Annotated in this window: 16 protein-coding genes; 8 read left to right on the forward strand and 8 right to left on the reverse strand. The window is 64.8% G+C overall.

Features of this window, described 5'->3' with window-relative positions:
- The first annotated feature begins 158 nt into the window (after positions 1 to 158).
- The 6 genes from lgt (at position 159) to BLU32_RS13645 (ending at position 5,923) form a co-directional block, all read left to right on the forward strand.
- Positions 159 to 1,016 carry a prolipoprotein diacylglyceryl transferase gene (gene lgt, locus BLU32_RS13620; RefSeq protein ID WP_093807780.1) on the forward strand — a complete coding sequence of 286 codons (858 nt, stop codon included), beginning with the start codon at positions 159 to 161 and terminating at the stop codon, positions 1,014 to 1,016.
- A complete protein-coding gene (locus BLU32_RS13625; protein ID WP_093807782.1) occupies positions 1,009 to 2,112 on the forward strand; it encodes a class I SAM-dependent methyltransferase in 1,104 nt (367 codons plus the stop codon). Before lgt ends, BLU32_RS13625 begins: the two co-directional genes overlap by 8 nt.
- 89 nt (positions 2,113 to 2,201) lie before the next feature.
- A complete protein-coding gene (gene pgeF / locus BLU32_RS13630; RefSeq protein WP_093807784.1) occupies positions 2,202 to 2,972 on the forward strand; it encodes a peptidoglycan editing factor PgeF in 771 nt (256 codons plus the stop codon).
- Between the two features lie 3 nt (positions 2,973 to 2,975).
- Entirely contained in the window at positions 2,976 to 4,133 is a 1,158-nt protein-coding gene (locus BLU32_RS13635; RefSeq protein WP_093807786.1) for a Xaa-Pro peptidase family protein, read from the forward strand.
- Between the two features lie 88 nt (positions 4,134 to 4,221).
- Positions 4,222 to 4,737 (forward strand): hypothetical protein, encoded by a 516-nt coding sequence (locus BLU32_RS13640; RefSeq protein WP_093807788.1) that lies wholly within the window; start codon positions 4,222 to 4,224, stop codon positions 4,735 to 4,737.
- A gap of 253 nt (positions 4,738 to 4,990) precedes the next feature.
- Complete coding sequence (locus BLU32_RS13645; protein ID WP_093807790.1) at positions 4,991 to 5,923, forward strand: ribose-phosphate pyrophosphokinase; 933 nt, start codon at positions 4,991 to 4,993, stop codon at positions 5,921 to 5,923.
- A 66-nt stretch (positions 5,924 to 5,989) separates the two neighbouring features.
- On the opposite strand, the gene BLU32_RS13650 is transcribed toward BLU32_RS13645, so the two are convergent.
- Positions 5,990 to 6,418 carry a DUF4399 domain-containing protein gene (locus BLU32_RS13650; RefSeq protein ID WP_093811040.1) on the reverse strand — a complete coding sequence of 143 codons (429 nt, stop codon included), beginning with the start codon at positions 6,416 to 6,418 and terminating at the stop codon, positions 5,990 to 5,992.
- Between the two features lie 158 nt (positions 6,419 to 6,576).
- Between BLU32_RS13650 and BLU32_RS13655 the strand changes: the two genes are divergently transcribed.
- Positions 6,577 to 7,023 carry a DUF411 domain-containing protein gene (locus BLU32_RS13655; RefSeq protein WP_093811042.1) on the forward strand — a complete coding sequence of 149 codons (447 nt, stop codon included), beginning with the start codon at positions 6,577 to 6,579 and terminating at the stop codon, positions 7,021 to 7,023.
- On the opposite strand, the gene BLU32_RS13660 is transcribed toward BLU32_RS13655, so the two are convergent.
- From BLU32_RS13660 to BLU32_RS13695, 7 genes are all read right to left on the reverse strand, one after another.
- Positions 6,999 to 8,165, reverse strand: a complete 1,167-nt coding sequence (locus BLU32_RS13660; protein WP_093807792.1) for a DUF563 domain-containing protein — start codon at positions 8,163 to 8,165, stop codon at positions 6,999 to 7,001. The genes BLU32_RS13655 and BLU32_RS13660 overlap by 25 nt on opposite strands.
- A gap of 42 nt (positions 8,166 to 8,207) precedes the next feature.
- Positions 8,208 to 9,140 (reverse strand): UDP-glucuronic acid decarboxylase family protein, encoded by a 933-nt coding sequence (locus BLU32_RS13665; RefSeq protein ID WP_371326930.1) that lies wholly within the window; start codon positions 9,138 to 9,140, stop codon positions 8,208 to 8,210.
- Positions 9,141 to 9,305: 165 nt separating this feature from the next.
- Entirely contained in the window at positions 9,306 to 10,157 is an 852-nt protein-coding gene (locus BLU32_RS13670; RefSeq protein ID WP_093807796.1) for an ABC transporter permease, read from the reverse strand.
- Entirely contained in the window at positions 10,144 to 10,917 is a 774-nt protein-coding gene (locus BLU32_RS13675) for an ABC transporter ATP-binding protein (protein ID WP_093807798.1), read from the reverse strand. The genes BLU32_RS13670 and BLU32_RS13675 overlap by 14 nt, the downstream gene beginning before the upstream one ends.
- 30 nt (positions 10,918 to 10,947) lie before the next feature.
- Positions 10,948 to 11,982 carry an ABC transporter substrate-binding protein gene (locus tag BLU32_RS13680; protein ID WP_093807800.1) on the reverse strand — a complete coding sequence of 345 codons (1,035 nt, stop codon included), beginning with the start codon at positions 11,980 to 11,982 and terminating at the stop codon, positions 10,948 to 10,950.
- 229 nt (positions 11,983 to 12,211) lie between these two features.
- The gene (locus BLU32_RS13690; protein WP_208976886.1) at positions 12,212 to 14,338 is read right to left on the reverse strand and encodes a methyl-accepting chemotaxis protein; all 2,127 of its coding nucleotides are present in this window, start codon (positions 14,336 to 14,338) and stop codon (positions 12,212 to 12,214) included.
- Between the two features lie 62 nt (positions 14,339 to 14,400).
- Positions 14,401 to 14,973, reverse strand: coding sequence for a hypothetical protein (locus BLU32_RS13695; protein ID WP_093807804.1), 573 nt, complete (start codon positions 14,971 to 14,973; stop codon positions 14,401 to 14,403).
- Between the two features lie 437 nt (positions 14,974 to 15,410).
- On the opposite strand from BLU32_RS13695, the gene BLU32_RS13700 reads away from it, so the two are divergent.
- Positions 15,411 to 16,079 carry a 50S ribosomal protein L25/general stress protein Ctc gene (locus BLU32_RS13700; protein WP_093807806.1) on the forward strand — a complete coding sequence of 223 codons (669 nt, stop codon included), beginning with the start codon at positions 15,411 to 15,413 and terminating at the stop codon, positions 16,077 to 16,079.
- The last annotated feature ends 34 nt before the right edge of the window (positions 16,080 to 16,113 follow it).

The following is a 16,113-nucleotide window of genomic DNA, read 5'->3' on the forward strand; positions in this document are numbered from 1 at the left end:
GGTAATGTGCTTTTCATCCATGCGAAACACCCCGCCAACGGCAAATCGTCACGCGCCGCGAATATACCGCATTTGCATGTGCTTGACGGCACCGACAATTCGGCGGCAACGTCGCGCCGCCCCCTGCCCGGCCGCAAGACCGACTTTCCGGAGATCCAATGCCGACGCTTGTCCTGCCCTTTCCCACCATCGACCCGGTGCTGATCGAATTCGGCCCCTTCGCGATTCGCTGGTACGCGCTCGCCTATATCGCCGGCCTCCTTCTCGGCTGGTGGTCGATGCGCGCGCTGGTCACCTCGGACCGGCTGTGGGGCGCCCAGGTCCGCCCGGGCCTTTTGGATGTCGATGACTTCGTGGTCTACGCCACGCTTGGCACGATCCTCGGCGGGCGGCTCGGCTACGTGCTGTTCTACGCGCCGGGCTACTATCTGCAAAACCCTCTGGACGCGCTTGCTGTCTGGTCCGGCGGCATGTCTTTCCACGGCGGGTTTCTGGGTGTCGTTGCGGCCATGGCGATCTTCGCCTGGCGGCGCGGCCTTCCGCTTTGGACCCTGTTCGATCTCGCCGGCGCCGTTGCCCCCATCGGACTGTTCTTCGGGCGCATCGCCAATTTCATCAATGCCGAGCTCTGGGGCCGGACGACTGACGTCGCCTGGGCCGTCGTCTTCCCCAGCGCCGGTCCCGAGCCGCGCCACCCGAGCCAGCTCTACGAAGCGGCGCTGGAAGGGCTGCTGCTGCTTGCCGTCGTGCGCATCGTCGTCGCGCGCGGCGGCTTCCGCCGGCCGGGCCTTGTGGCGGGAACCTTCGCGCTCGGCTATGGCCTTGCCCGCATCTTCGTGGAGTTCTTCCGCGTGCCCGACGCCCACATCGGCTATCTCGGCCCGGGCCTGACCATGGGCATCCTGCTGTCGCTGCCGATGGTGATCGCCGGCGCACTGGCCGTCGCGCGCGCCCTCTCCCGGCCGCCGAACCCGGAAGGCCCACCGCGCGACCCAAAGGCCGCAACCGATGCCTGACCAGCACGCATCCGCTCTGCACCCGCGTCTCGTGCGGCTGATCGAGGCGGAAGGCCCGATGCCGGTCAGCGACTACATGGCCCGCTGCCTCGGCGACCCGGAGCACGGCTACTACATGCAGGCCGACCCGTTCGGCCGGTCCGGCGATTTCATCACCGCACCAGAGGTAAGCCAGCTCTTCGGCGAGATCCTCGGTGCCTGGGTCGTTCACGCCTGGGAGGCAATCGGGGCCCCGGACCGCGTCGCGCTGGTGGAATTCGGCCCCGGACGGGGAACGCTCAGCGCCGACATGCTGCGCGTCGCAAGGCTGCGCCCGGCGTTCCTCGGCGCACTGACGCTCCATCTGGTGGAAACCAGCCCGCGCCTGCGCGCCACACAGAACCAGACCCTTGCAAACTGCGGAGCCGCCATCGACTGGCACGACAGCACCGCCACCCTTCCCGATGATGTCCCGCTGCTGATCGTCGCCAATGAGTTCTTCGACGCCTTGCCGATCCGCCAGTTCGTGCGCGACCGCTCCGCATGGCGCGAACGCTGTATCGGACTGGACGACCGGGGCGCCCTGCGCTTTCAGGCCGGGCTTGCGACCCTCGACGACACGGATCTGCCACCGCACTTGAAAAGCGCCCCCGACGGCGCCGTTCTGGAGACCCAGCCCGTGGCGAATGCGATCCTGCAGGATCTGGCCGAACGGCTTGCCCGCCAAGGCGGCACGGCGCTCGTCATCGACTACGGCTATGCGCAGACCGCCGTGGGCGAGACCCTGCAGGCGGTTCGAAATCACAGGCCGGTGCCGGTTCTCGGTACGCCGGGCGAGGCCGACCTCACCGCGCATGTGAATTTCGAGGCATTCGCCCGAGCGGCGCACTGCCCGCCCGTCTCCGCCCGCCCTCTCATGACTCAGGGCGACTTCTTGTTGAGGCTGGGCCTGCTCGAGCGGGCCGGTCAACTGGGCGCCGGCCGGTCGTCGGGCGTGCAGGACGGCATCCGCGACGATGTGGAACGCCTCGCCGCGCCCGACCAGATGGGTAACCTGTTCAAGGTGATGGCGCTCGCACCGGCGGGCATCCGGCTCGCCGCCTTCGACGAGGCGTGAGGCTTCGGCGTCCGATTGACATGCCATCCGGCAGCGCCCACCATCGCGAAATCCCGCAAGGCGGGTCCATTCAAGGCAAACCACGCTCCATGCTGACCTCACTCGAAATCGCCGGCCTGGACGGCATCGTCCACGGCTTCTTCACCCGCGCCGGCGGCGTGTCGCGGGGGATCTACACGTCGCTGAATGTCGGCCTCGGATCCGACGACGACCGCAACGCCGTGCTGGAAAACAGGGCAAGGGTCGCCGCCCTTCTCAAGGTTGCGCCGGGAGCGCTGGTCTCGCCGCACCAGCACCACTCCGCCCATGCCATCGCGGTTGAAACCCCGTGGAACATCAAGGACCAGCCGCGTGGCGACGCGCTGGTCACGAACCGCCCCGGAATCGCGCTCGCGGTTTCCACCGCCGATTGCGGACCTGTGCTGTTTGCCGATGCGCGCGCGCGCGTGGTCGGCGCGGCCCATGCGGGATGGCGCGGCGCCCTGACCGGTGTGCTCGACGCGACGCTGGTGCAGATGGAGACCCTCGGCGCCAGTCGAGGCGATGTCGTTGCCGTGCTCGGCCCGACGATCTCCCAGGCCAACTACGAGGTCGGGCAGGAGTTCGTCGACCGTTTCACCGCCGCCGACACGGCCAACGCCCGGTTCTTCGTCGACAGCGACCGTGCCGGCCATGCCCGTTTCGACCTTCCCGCCTATATCGTCGCGCGGCTTGAGACCGTCGGCATCGGCCAGGTGGCCGATCTTGGCCGCTGCACCTATGCCGACGAAAACGCCTTCTTCTCCTACCGGCGCGCAACCCATCACGGCGAAGATGACTACGGGCGCCTGATGACCGCCATTGCCCTCACCGGAGCCTGAGACATGTCGCTTGCATTTTCCCGCGCCGAATATTCCGCGCGGCTTGAGGGCCTGTGCGCCCGAATGACCGACGCCGGGCATGACGCCCTCTTGCTGTTTGCCCAGGAAAGCATGTTCTGGCTCACCGGCTACGACACTTTCGGCTATTGCCACTTCCAGTCGATGGTGGTGACCCGCGACGGCCGGATTGTGCTTCTGACGCGCTCCGCCGACCAGCGGCAGGCCGAGATCACCTCGACGGTCAGCGACATCCGCATCTGGGAGGACCGCGACGGCGCCTCGCCGGTGCTGCAGTTGCGCGACCTGCTGTTCGATCTCGATCTCGACAGCAGCCGGTTGGGGGTGGAATACGACACCCATGGCATGACGGGCCGGATCGCCATGGAGATCGCCGCCCATCTTGCCGACTTCGCAATTCTGAGCGACGCTTCGCTGCTGGTGCCGGTGCTGCGTGCCGTCAAGAGCCCGGCGGAAATCGAAATGGTCCGCAAGGCGGCGGAACTGACGGACGCCGCCTACGAGGCCGCCTGGCCGCTGATCGGCCCCGGCGCGCGCGAGGGCGAGATCCTGGCCGCGATGCAGGGCACGGTCTTTGCCGGCGATGGCGACTACCCCGGAAACGAGTTCGTCATCGGATCAGGCCGCGAGGCGCTCCTGTGTCGTTATCAGACCGGTCGGCGCACACTCGGTGCGCAGGACCAACTCACCCTGGAATGGGCGGGCGCCTTCCGCCGCTACCATGTGGCGGCCATGCGCACCGTTGTGGTCGGCGAACCGACGTCCCGACACCGGGCCCTGCACGAGACGGCGCGCGCCGCCCTTCAGGCGGTCGAGGAAACCATGGTCCCGGGCCGCACGTTCGGCGATCTTTTCTGCGCGCACGCCGCCGCCGTCGACGCGCGCGGGGAAGGTGCGCATCGCCTCAACGCCTGCGGCTACTCGCTGGGCACGCGGTTTTCGCCGAGCTGGATGGACTGGCCCATGGCCTACCGCGACAATCCGGCGGAAATCGTGCCCGACATGGTCGTCTTCATGCATATGATCCTGATGGATTCCGATACGGGAACGGCGATGAGCCTGGGGCAAACCTATCTGACCCGGGACGGGGCGCCGGAATGCCTTTCGAAGCTGCCTCTCGACCTGCCGGTCAAGGCGGGCTAAACGAAGGGTACGCGTGCCGGCGTTTCAATGCGCGCCACGTGGAAAGCAGACCAAGAGCGACGACAAGCAAGGCAGACCGGCAAGCCCCATGAGCGTGACCAGACCCAACCGTGCGATCGTTTCGCGTGCCGCCGCCATCCTTGCGGCGCTCGTCCTGGCCGCCTGTGCCGGAGAGCCGGTGCCGCCCGGCCTTGTATCGGACAACGCAGCACCCGCAGCGCGCGCCGCCCCGCCGGTCGATCCGCAACAGGTGACGATTGCCTTCGAACCCTTCACGGGCGCGCCCGGAAATATCTCGGATGCGCTGTCGCGCCGCATCGGCACCGAGGCGCTGGCGCAGGACCTCAAGCTCGTGCGCCGCGTCGGTGCGCCGGCCACCTATCGCATCAACGGCTACCTCTCCGCCTCCGGCGACCAGTCGTCCACGACGCTGTTCTACGTCTTCGACGTGGTCGACGGAACCGGATCGCGCGTTCACCGCATCATCGGACAGGAATCGGCCGGAGGCGCCGCGGGAGACCCCTGGGCCGGCGTCGACAGCGATGCCCTCGATCGCGCCGCCCGCCGTGCGGTTGCGGAACTGGTGGCCTGGCTCAAGCGGTGATCGCCCACGGCCCGCACGGCCGCCGTTTTCAAAAAACCTTGAGCGGGGACCCGATGGCCGGTTGTTAAACGGCGGAGCGATTGCTACAACGCCGCCGCCTGCTGGAAAATCTCCGGCCCTGTCCCAGGCGTGGGCACAGCCGGCCATTACCGCCAAAGGCCAACAACAAAGTTCAGACACACCACGTGTGACCCTGCCGTGCCGAAGCTGCGCCAAGGCGGCAACGGAGCCAAAAAACAAGGACTTGCGGGCCATGAAGATCGTCGCGGGCAACTCTAATCGCGCGCTTGCCGAGGAAGTCTCCAACTATCTTGGCGCACCCTTGGCCAAATGCCAGGTCCGCCGCTTCGCCGATCAGGAAATCTTCGTTGAACTCCAGGAAAACGTGCGCGGCGAGGATGTGTTCATCCTGCAGTCGACGAGTTTTCCCGCCAACGACCACCTGATGGAATTGCTCATTATCATCGACGCCCTGCGCCGCTCCTCCGCAAAGCGGATCACGGCCGTGATGCCCTACTTCGGCTACGCCCGCCAGGACCGCCGCGCCTCGGGGCGCACCCCGATCTCCGCCAAGCTGGTCGCCAACCTGATAACCCATGCCGGCGCCCACCGCGTTCTCACCCTCGATCTTCATGCCGGACAGATCCAGGGCTTCTTCGACATTCCCACCGACAACCTCTTCGCCGCACCGGTGATGACCCGCGACATCAAGGAACGCTATCCGAGCAACAACGTCATGGTCGTTTCGCCGGACGTCGGTGGCGTCGTGCGCGCCCGTGCGCTCGCCAAGCGCATCGACGCGCCTCTGGCCATCGTCGACAAGCGCCGCGACAAGCCCGGCGAATCGGAAGTCATGAACATTATCGGCGAGCCGACGGGGCGCGACTGCATCCTGGTCGACGACATCGTCGATTCCGGCGGCACCCTGTGCAACGCCGCCGAGGCGCTTCTCGACAAGGGGGCCAAGTCGGTCACCGCCTATATCACCCACGGCGTCCTGTCGGGCGGGGCGGTCGCCCGGGTGACCTCTTCCAAGCTCAAGGAACTGGTGATCACCAACTCCATCGAGCCGACGGCAGCGGTGCTTGCCGCGCCGAACATCCGCACGATCTCGATCGCGCCGCTCATCGGCGAAGCGGTGTCTCGCACCGCCCTGGAACAGTCGGTCTCAAGCCTCTTCAACTGAGGCGGGACCGCGCGGACTGGATACGACACGGCGGGCCAAGGCCCGCCGTTTTCGTTTGTGGCGCGGCTATTCCACCGTAATCGTGATCACATCAGACATCACCGGCGGCTGGTGCGGGATGTGATTGTGATCTCCCAAAACCAGTTGCAACGTGTGCGACCCCGGGGCCAGTTCGACGGCCGTTTCCGTCTGGCCGCCCCCGAAGTGACGATGCGTCTCGTCAGAAGGGATCGCGCTGTCCTGGTCTTCGAGCGTCTGGTCGATCAACAGATGATGGTGGCCCGTCTTCTCCTTTTCCGTTCCCGCAGGCGCCACCCCCATTCCGCTCAGCCCGAAGCGCACGAGCACCGGGCTTTCCACAGTGGCGCCGTCGGCCGGCGTGAGGAAATAGACGGCGGCGCCCTCCGGCGCCTGGGTGCGGTGGTCGTCGGCCTGGACGGCCAGCGGCGCCAGCAGCAGCGCCGACGCAAACAAAATCCGAGTCGAGATGTGCATGAGACCCTCCCGTTCCGTGTGGACCTGCACGTTGCAGGTGTTCATGGTTAGGTAATCCGGCCGGACGGAAGGACAAGTTCTTGTCGCTCCCGCTTGACCTTCCGGTTGCTGGAACGGTCAGTGTCGCCGTCGTGATCAACTTGGGAAGGATCCCCCGCATGACGCATCGCATTCTCGCAATCCTGGCAACCATCGGCGTGCTCTTGGCGCCGGGCACGGCCAGTGCCGCCCAGGAAATGACCATGTGGAAATCGCCCTGGTGCGGGTGCTGCGACTCCTGGGCGAACGGCATGCGCAAGGCCGGCTACCGCATCGCCGTCGAGAACCGGGAGGAGATGTCCCCGGTCAAGAAGCAGGTCGGTGTGCCAGTTGCGATGGAAGCCTGCCACACCGCCGTGATCGACGGCTATTTCGTTGAGGGACACGTCCCGGCCGAGGCCGTCGCCCGGTTGATGAGCGAACGCCCCGACATCGCCGGCATCGCCGTGCCGGGTATGCCGGCCGGATCCATGGGCATGGGCGACGATCCGAACGCGCGCTACAATGTCATGTCGGTGGACAGGTCGGGCGGTGTCGCTCTCTACCGGCAAGTCGGCGGGCGCTGAGGTCCCGCAAGCATCTCCCGCAGCACGATAGCGACATGCCCGGGATCGACCGAAAACGGTGCGAAGAGGGGATCCGCCCTCTCGTCCTGGACCGCCGAGGGAACGTTGCGATAGACCACGCCCGCCTGTGACGCCAGATCCAGGAAGCAGGGATTGGCGTGGGCGCGCGGCATGAACTCGATCAGCTTCGTCCCCGCCCGGGCCCAGGCGATGTTGGTAAGGCCGGCCCCATGGGGCGCGACGACGATCTCCGCCGTCGCGAAGAGGTGCCGCTGGTCTGCCACCGACAGAGTCGCGCAATCGATGACGTCGAAGCCGAGCGGGGTGAGGACATCAAGAACTTCCGTTTCGTTTGCAAAGGGGCGGCGCATCGCACCACCTCGCGTCACATAAAGCCTTCGCGCAGGCCCGACCCGCTCCGGCGGCCGCCATCCGCTCACCTCCCGCAGAGCGGAGACGATCCAGTCGGGGTTGCGCGAGCCGCCCTTGATCCGCACCGGAAGATGGGCCGTCTCCAGCACGAAGCCGTCGGCCGACGACAGCGGCACGATCCGCGCCTCGGGGATCCCGCACATCGCCACGATCTCCCTTTGCCAGCCAACACCGCTCCAGGGCATCAGGACATGCCGGACCGAAGACAGATCAAGGCCGCATTGCTTCAAAAACCAGAGGTCGCACATCGTATCGACCCAGAAGTGGAAGTAATTCTTGCAGTCCGGGTAATAGGCGCCGAGCAGGATGGCGTCGCCATCGAGCTTCTCGACACGCATCTTCGCGCTCAGCCGCCTTTGCACGGTCGCGCGCAGGCCCAGCCTCCAGTGGGCCTGGCGAACGGTTCGCAGCCGTGCATCGGACAGACGGAGCCATCGGGCATGCTCGTCCCTGTCCGCGTTAACATGCGGCAAGGAGGAGATATGCAATCCGCGCTCGACGAGAACGCCGGCCGGTCCGCGCCCGGCCAAACGCATGTCCTCCCGGCGCCAGACGACCGGGGGGACGTTCAAACTGCTCTCTTCCCAGACATCCGGCGCTGGCATGATCCCCTGGAGCCGGGCCGGCGCCGGACGAAAGCCGGAGCGTCGTGTCGCTTTGATTGACAGGGCACGGTCGAGAAGATCGATCGGAAGGGAAAACACGTCCACGAGCCGCCTTGTTTGTTCTACCGCCAGTCGTTGCGAGCCGGGTCAGGTGCCGACAAGGCCGAGGTGGCGCCTGAAATAGCCGACCGTCTCCCCGGCCCCGTCTTCAAGTTCGATGGACGGGTTCCAGCCGAGAGCGGACCGCGCGCGGGCGATGTCGGGTCGCCGCTGTCGGGGATCGTCCTCGGGCAGCGGCAGATACACAATCGGCGACCGCGAGCCCGTCTTCCGCAGGATAACATGCGCAAGCTCGCGCATGGTGAACTCTCGCGGATTGCCGAAATTGACCGGCCCCGTGACCCCGTCGCCGGCGCACATCAGCCTGACGAGCCCGTCGACCATATCGGATACGAAACAGAAAGACCTCGTCTGGCTGCCGTCTCCGCAGATCGTCACCGGGTCGCCGCGCAACGCCTGCACAATGAAGTTCGAGACAACCCGGCCATCGGCGTGATGAAGGCGCGGGCCATAGGTATTGAAGATGCGGGCGATCCTGATCTCGACCCCGTGCTGGCGATGGTAGTCGAAAAACAGGGTCTCGGCACACCGCTTGCCTTCGTCGTAACACGAGCGCAACCCGATCGGATTGACGTTGCCCCAGTAGGTTTCCGGCTGAGGATGCACCAGCGGATCGCCATAAACCTCGCTGGTCGAGGCCTGAAGGATCGGCACACCGAGGCGCTTAGCCAGATCGAGCATGTTGAGAGCCCCCAGGACCGCGGTCTTCATGGTCTGCACCGGATCGCGCTGATAATGGATCGGCGAGGCCGGGCAGCCCAGATTGTAGATCTCGTCCACCTCGACATCGAGGGGAGCCGTGATGTCGTGCCGGAGGAAGGCAAACCTCGGATTGCCCTGCAGATGATCGATATTGCGCATGGTTCCGGTGACGAGGTTGTCCACACACACCACGTCGTGACCTGCGGCAAGAAGCCGGTCGATCAGATGAGACCCGATGAACCCGGCTCCTCCTGTCACAAGGATGCGTTTTTTGCTCTCGTTAACCTGTAGCACTCGGGTTTCGCTCCAAAAAATTGTTAGAAGGACCGCCGGGACAAGAGGGTGGGCCTTCGCCCGTTCCGGGTCGCATGGGCGGACGAAGGCGGATGCATGCCGGTCTGCACTGATATGCGGATCCAGCCCTCAGCTGCGCCAGCGCAGCAAGAAACGCTCGGCGCGCCCGATCAGCCACCCCACGATCAGCCCCATGACGGAGAGGATCGCGACGCCGGCGAGAAGCTGATCGGTGGCAAACAGGCTGCCGGCCATCAGGATATAGGCGCCGACGCCGTATTCGGCGCCGATCATTTCCGCCGCCACCAGCAGGATGATGGCGATGGAGGCGGAGATCCGCGCGCCCGACAGGATCGCCGGCATGGCTCCCGGCAGGATGATCTTGCGCACGATCGACCACCAGGACAGTCCGAACGATTGCCCCATGCGCACCAGTGAGCGGTCGACATTGTCGACGCCGGCCGAGGTGGCGATCACGGTGGGAAAGAACGAGCCGAACAGGATGGTCGCCACTTTCGATCCCTCGCCGATGCCGAACCAGATCACGAAAAGCGGCAGGAGCGCGATCTTGGGTATGGGAAACAGCGCCGAGACCAGCGGCATCAGGCCGGCACGGGCCAGCGAGAACAGGCCGATCAACAGCCCGACCGCGACACCCAGCGACATGCCGAGCGTCCAGCCGACGACGAGGCGCTGCAGCGACGCACCGAGGTGCCGCCACAGCTGACCGGTCTCGACCAGTTGCCGGAACGCCTCGAAGGCTTCGCTCGGTGCAGGCAGAACGAGATTGCTGATCACCCCGGTTTGCGACCCCGCCTCCCACAGGAGCAGGATGGAGGCGAACACCAGCGGCCCGACGAAACGCACGCGCACCGGACGGAAGCCGCCGCCGCGAAACGGCACGGGCTGGAGCCGGGCACCGGATATGGGAGGATCGCCCTGCACAGTCCTTGCGCTTTCGGATCGGTCAGACGAGATCATCTGCAAGCTCCCGGTCGGCGGCCCGCGCCTCGTCGCGCAGCAGATGCCACAGATCGCGCTGGATCGCGTCCAGCCGTGCATCCGCCTGCTGCCGGTCGGCGAGATCGCGGTCGATGGTCACGATCTCGCGGATCCTGCCCGGCCGGCGCGAAAGCACCACGATCTTGTGCCCGAGGCGGACGGCCTCGGCCAGATTGTGCGTGACGTAACAGGCGGTGAAGCGCTCACGCTGCCAGAGCCCGACAAGATCGTCCATCAACAGTTCCCGCGTCTGACTGTCGAGCGCGGACAGCGGCTCGTCCATCAGCATCACGGCCGGACGCACGCTGAGTGCGCGGGCGATCGCCACGCGCTGCTTCATGCCGCCGGACAACTGACGCGGCAACGCCTTGCTGAAATCCCTAAGACCCGTGCGTGTCAGCACGTCGTCGATGATCGCCCGCCGCTCCGCCGTCCCGAGCCCGTGGTCCTCCAGAACCAGCGAGACATTGCCTTCCACCGTGCGCCAGGGCAGCAAGGCGAAATCCTGAAACACATAGGTGAGCGGATTGAGCGACCCCGCCGGCGGCGCGCCGGCCAGCAGAACCTCGCCGGCATCGGGACGTTCCAGCCCGCCGATGAAGCGCAAGAGGGTCGACTTGCCGCAACCTGACGGCCCGATAATGCACACGATCTCGCCCTCGCCGACGGCAAGGTCGATGTCGCACAAGACCTGGGTGTCGCCGTATGTGTGCGACACTCCGCGCAGCAGGAGGTCCATGGAACGGCCCGCTCCTTGTCAGCTTGTCGTTCAATCCGTCTCGACGAAGCTTGCATCAACCAGCATGTCGATGGTCACGGACGCCGGCACCAGGTTTTCCGACTGGAACCAGGCAAGCTGATCGGTGACCGACGCAAGGTTCAGCCGCGCGCCTTCGTTGATGCGCATGGCGCCGTTGCGGATGGAGGGTGCGGCCTTTTCGAACGGACGATCAGCATAGACGTATTTGTGGATCAGGCGAACCATTTCCTCGGCTTCATCCGCGCTCGTCGTCTTGTCGACAAGCGCGGCGTTGAAGTCCGCGGCACCCTTCGCGAAGGCGGCGAGGAACCGCTTCACCTGGTCGGGCTTGTCGACGGTATTGGCCGTCGAGGTAAAGACCGTTGTCACCTGATAGTCCGGAATGTAGTCGGCAACCATGCCGATGGTTTCGATTTCCGGCCCTGCGGCAATCGCCTTGGCGATATGCGGAACGATGGTCCAGGCGTCGATCTGTCCGGTTTTCAAGGCGCCGATCACAGCGCCGACCTTTTGAAGCGGACGCAGCGTGATCTCGGAGCGGGGAATGCCCTCCTTGTCGGCGATCTTGTGCACCATGTAGTGAAACGAAGACCCGGTCTGCGTGATGCCGAAGCTCTTGCCCGCAAGCGCCGCCGGGCTCGTCAGACCCGCATCATACGCGGCTTTGGACGCCAGGATCATCTGGCCGTCGATGCCCGGTTCTTCCTGAAGGGCCCCGCCGACCACCTTGATCGCACCTTTTTCCGCCAGGTTGATCAAGCTGCCGGAGATCGCCGTGACGCCGAAATCAACGTCGCCGGACGCGATCGCGACGGCCATCGGCTGTGCCGCCTGGAAGAACTTGAACTCGACATCCAGCCCCTCGTCGGCGAAATAGCCGCGCTCGAAGGCGACAAAGCTTGCGGCATGCGAGGTGAAGCGCAAGGCACCGACGCTCACCTTGTCCGCGGCAGCGGCAGGAACGGCGCCGGCGAAGGCGCAGGCCGTCGCAAGCACCGTCGCGGCCAGTGTCGTCAACATCGAGCGTTTGGAGAGCTGCATCATGTGGTCCTCCCGGAGCGCGGTTCATGAATCGGTCGCAAGGACCGCATCCGCAGTGTTTTTCAAGGAATGGCCGAAGGTCATGCCATCGGCGGCTCGGCAGGTGATCCCAGCGAGCCGGGATTGTCAATCCGCAAGGGCGCCCGCCCGCAACTGCAGAGCGCGGTGGCCGCCAAAAAGAAAAGGCCGGCACAGGGCCGGCCTTTCGTTCGCTTTCATCCCGGAACCGGCATCAGGCGGCGGAAACCTCGCTGAGGAACCGGTCAACCGTCTGGCGCAATGCGACGGCACGCTCGCTAACGTCACCGGATGCGTTCAAGACATCGGTGGCCGACTGGCTCGTCTCCTGCACCTGCGCGGTGATATTGGCGATGGTCTCGGTGACTTCCCGGGTGCCGCGCGCGGCCTCCTGGACGCTGCCGGAAATCTCGCCGGTGGCGGCCCCCTGCTGTTCGACGGCGGCGGCGATCGAATTGGTGTATTCGCTCACGCTGCCCATCGTGATACTGATCTCGCCGATCGCGCCCACGGCTTCCTGGGTCGCGCCCTGGATCGCCGAAATCTGCGAGCTGATCTCCTCCGTCGCCTTGGACGTCTGGGTGGCGAGTTCCTTCACCTCGGCTGCAACGACAGCAAAACCCTTGCCGGCATCTCCGGCGCGCGCCGCCTCGATGGTCGCGTTCAGCGCCAGCAGATTGGTCTGTTCCGCAATGTCGGTGATCAGCTTCACAACATCGCCGATCCGCTGAGCGGCGTCCGCAAGACCGCCGATCCTGGTGTTCGTGGCCTCCGCACTTGACACCGCACCGCCAACGATCTCGGTGGCACTGGAGACCTGTCGTCCGATCTCCTGGATCGACGCGGCCAGTTCCTCCGCCGCCGAGGCCACGGTCTGCACGTTTCCGGAGGTCTGCTCGGCTGCGGCCACCGCAGTGCCGGCGCCGCTGGAGGCCTGTTCGGCGACCGAGGTCAGCGCACGCGCCGTGCCCTGCATCTGGTCGGCATTGGCATTCACGGCATCCAGCATCTCGCCCACTTCGCCACGGAAACCGTCGATCAGTTGCGACACGCGCCGGGCACGCTCTTCCGTCTCTCGCCGGACGGCGTTCTGTTCGTCGGACAATGACTGACGCTCGATGGCATTGTCCCGGAAAACCACGACGGAGCGCGTCATGGCGTCGATTTCATCGGACGCCTTGTCCTGCGGCAGATCGACATCCGTGTTTCCGCCCGCCAGCATTTCCATGGCACCCGAAAGCCGGCTGATCCGCCCTGTGAGCGCACGCGAAAACAGGATGCCGACCGCCAGGGCGATACCGACCGCGATCAGTGTGATTTTCAGGATCCAGTATCGCAGCGCACTCAACGGCGCGAACAGTTCATCCGTCGACTGGCTGACGACCAGCGCATAGGACTTTCCGAGGAAGCTCAGCGGAACGATCGCGGCTTCGACATCCATCCCCTTGAAATCCGCCATCGAGATGTAACGGGAACGGCCGTCAAACGCCTGGCGCACCGCGGGACGGTCCAGATCGGCGGACATCAGCTCGTTGGTCTCGGCCGTGCGCATGCTGTCGTTTTGCAGCAGGCCCGCCTCGTTCACGAGACTGATATCGCCGGTTTCGCCGAGGCCCGCATAACTTGCGAGTACCGAACCGACCGCCGCCGTCGGCATTTCATAGACGATCACACCGAGTGTCTTGCTGCCAAGCGTGATCGGGGACGCGATATGTCCGACCGCCGCACCGCCCTTGGGCGCATAGGGCATCAGATCCTCGAGATGCGCGGAACCGTCCTCGCCCGCGATGGCCGCCTCGAACACGCTTGCGAGCGTCGTTTCGCTCCATGCGGGATCGCGAAGGTTTGCAGCGAAGTCGTCGCGCTTCTTGACCGAATAGATCACATTGCCGTCGGGATCGACGAGCATAAGGTCGCCAAGCGCATTGTCGGCAACATGCCGGCGCATGATCGGATGGATCTTGCGATGCTCGCGGTCATAGGGCTTGCGCCCGGCGCGATCCAGTTCATCGCGTTTGTCCGGCTCATTCGGATTGTCGGTGATATAGCCCTTGATCAACGTTTGTGCCGGCGTGTCGCCGGACTTGCTCCAGCCGGCAGAAAACCCGGCCAGAGCGCCGACAACGGTCTTGCTGTCGGCAAAGGAGACAAGCCCGGACCGAAGTCCGCCCAGGTAATCCTCCAGGGCGCCCTTCCGGTTCTCGGCGAGCGCGGTGAGACGTTCCTCAGACAGGGACTGGACGGTCGCCGCGCCGCTGACATAGCTGGCGATCCCGACGCCCGCGGAACACATCAGCGACAAACCGACAATGATGGCCGGCAGTTTCACAGAAATCTTCAAGGCACAATCTCCCGGCAGAGTGGGGAAAGCCGCGGGACGGTCGCCCCGTCCCGCGCGCAGACTCACATCTTGTCGACGTTCACGCCGACGGTGACCGCGCCGATCACGGCGCCGCTGTCGGGATCGACAACCGGGACGCTGACCTGGCTTTGCACCGTCTGGGTCGACTCATCTTCTTCCAGTTCGCTGATGTGCAGCGCATCGGGCCCGACCGAATAGGTCTCCTGCCACTTGGCTTCATCGCCCTGCCAGTAGTCGGAGGTCACGTCGCTCTGGCCGACATTGAGGCCCTTGGCGTCCATGACGAAAATCTCGGTGAAAAGCCCGTCGCTGCCGTCCTGGATGTCCATCAGATACCCGGACACCTCGCTGTCGAGCGCGGCATCGATCATCGGCTGGTCTGCCGCGTCCGTCTGCGCACGCCAGGTCTTGTCGAGCTCCTCGATCTTGGCCTGATCGTATGCAGCGGTGACCTCGTTTTGGGCCTTCACCGCCTCGATGACTTCGGAAGCTGTTGCGATCTCGGCGATTTTGCCTTTCGCCAGGGCTCCCAGTTCCGCTTCGAACTGATTTGCATTCGCAAGGCTGACAGTGGCCAGAAGTGTGACGGCCGTCGCAAAAGAGAGTGATTTCATTATTTTCCCCTTCCGGTTCTTGGTTTTCCTGCCCTATCTTCCGTAGCGACAATGCCAAAACCGGGTTAACGGGGAGTGGATGTATTTATTTTTATTTCCGGAAATAAAATTGAGATATTCTTCTACTGTTCCCTGCAGTTGTATATCAAGACTATAATGTCCCTGCAATTGCGACATATCAAGTATATCAAATCCGGTAATCACCCGCACAGATTGCATCTCGTTTCTCGAACGCGTGGCCGGGTCGCGCCTGTTCCGGCACGGCCGGGGCACGGCGCGCGCGCCGCTTGCCCTTTTGCGGGACTTCAGCTATAGCACCGGCGCGCACCTGCACCCCTGGAGGCGGCGCATTCGGGCCAAAACCGGCCGCCACGCGTTTTCGAACACCGGCAAGCGGTTGAACGCCCGTTTTTCAACACAACTCAAGGAGAACTGCCATGGCTGAAGGCTATGTGCTGAAGGCTTCGACGAGGGATCGGGTCGGCAAGGGGGCCGCTCGCGCACTCCGTCGTCAGGGCCTCGTCCCCGCCGTGATCTACGGCGACAAGAAACCCGCGCTTCCCATCGCGATTCCGATGAAGGAATCGACCCTTGTGCTGCACCGCGGCGGGTTCATGATCAATCTCGGCACCATCGAGGTGGACGGCAAGTCGCATCGCGTCATCGCCAAGGACTACCAGCTCGACCCGGTGCGCGACGACCTCATTCACGTCGACTTCCTGCGCGTCGCGAAGGGTTCGGAGCTGACCGTCGACATTCCGGTTCACTTCATCAATGAAGAGTCATGCCCGGGCCTCAAGGAGGGCGGCATGCTGAACGTGGTGCGTCATACCGTCGAAATGACGGTTCCCGCAGACTCCATTCCCGATGAGTTGATCGTCGATCTCGCAACGGCGCAAGTGGGTGACTCGATCCACATCTCGTCCATCGATGTGCCGCAGGGATGCATCCCGACGATCACCGACCGCGACTTCACCGTCGCCACCATCGCCGCACCGGGCGGCGGATCAACCGCTGAAGACGAAGCAGAAGACGAAGCGGAAGATGCGGCTGAAGAAGAAGCCGACGACAAGGCCGAAGACAAGGCCGAGGACTCGAAAGACTGACACGGCTGGCTGTTTCGGCCTCAAACGGGGCCGG

The sequence above is a fragment of the Stappia sp. ES.058 genome, from assembly GCF_900105595.1.
Lineage (GTDB): Bacteria > Pseudomonadota > Alphaproteobacteria > Rhizobiales > Stappiaceae > Stappia.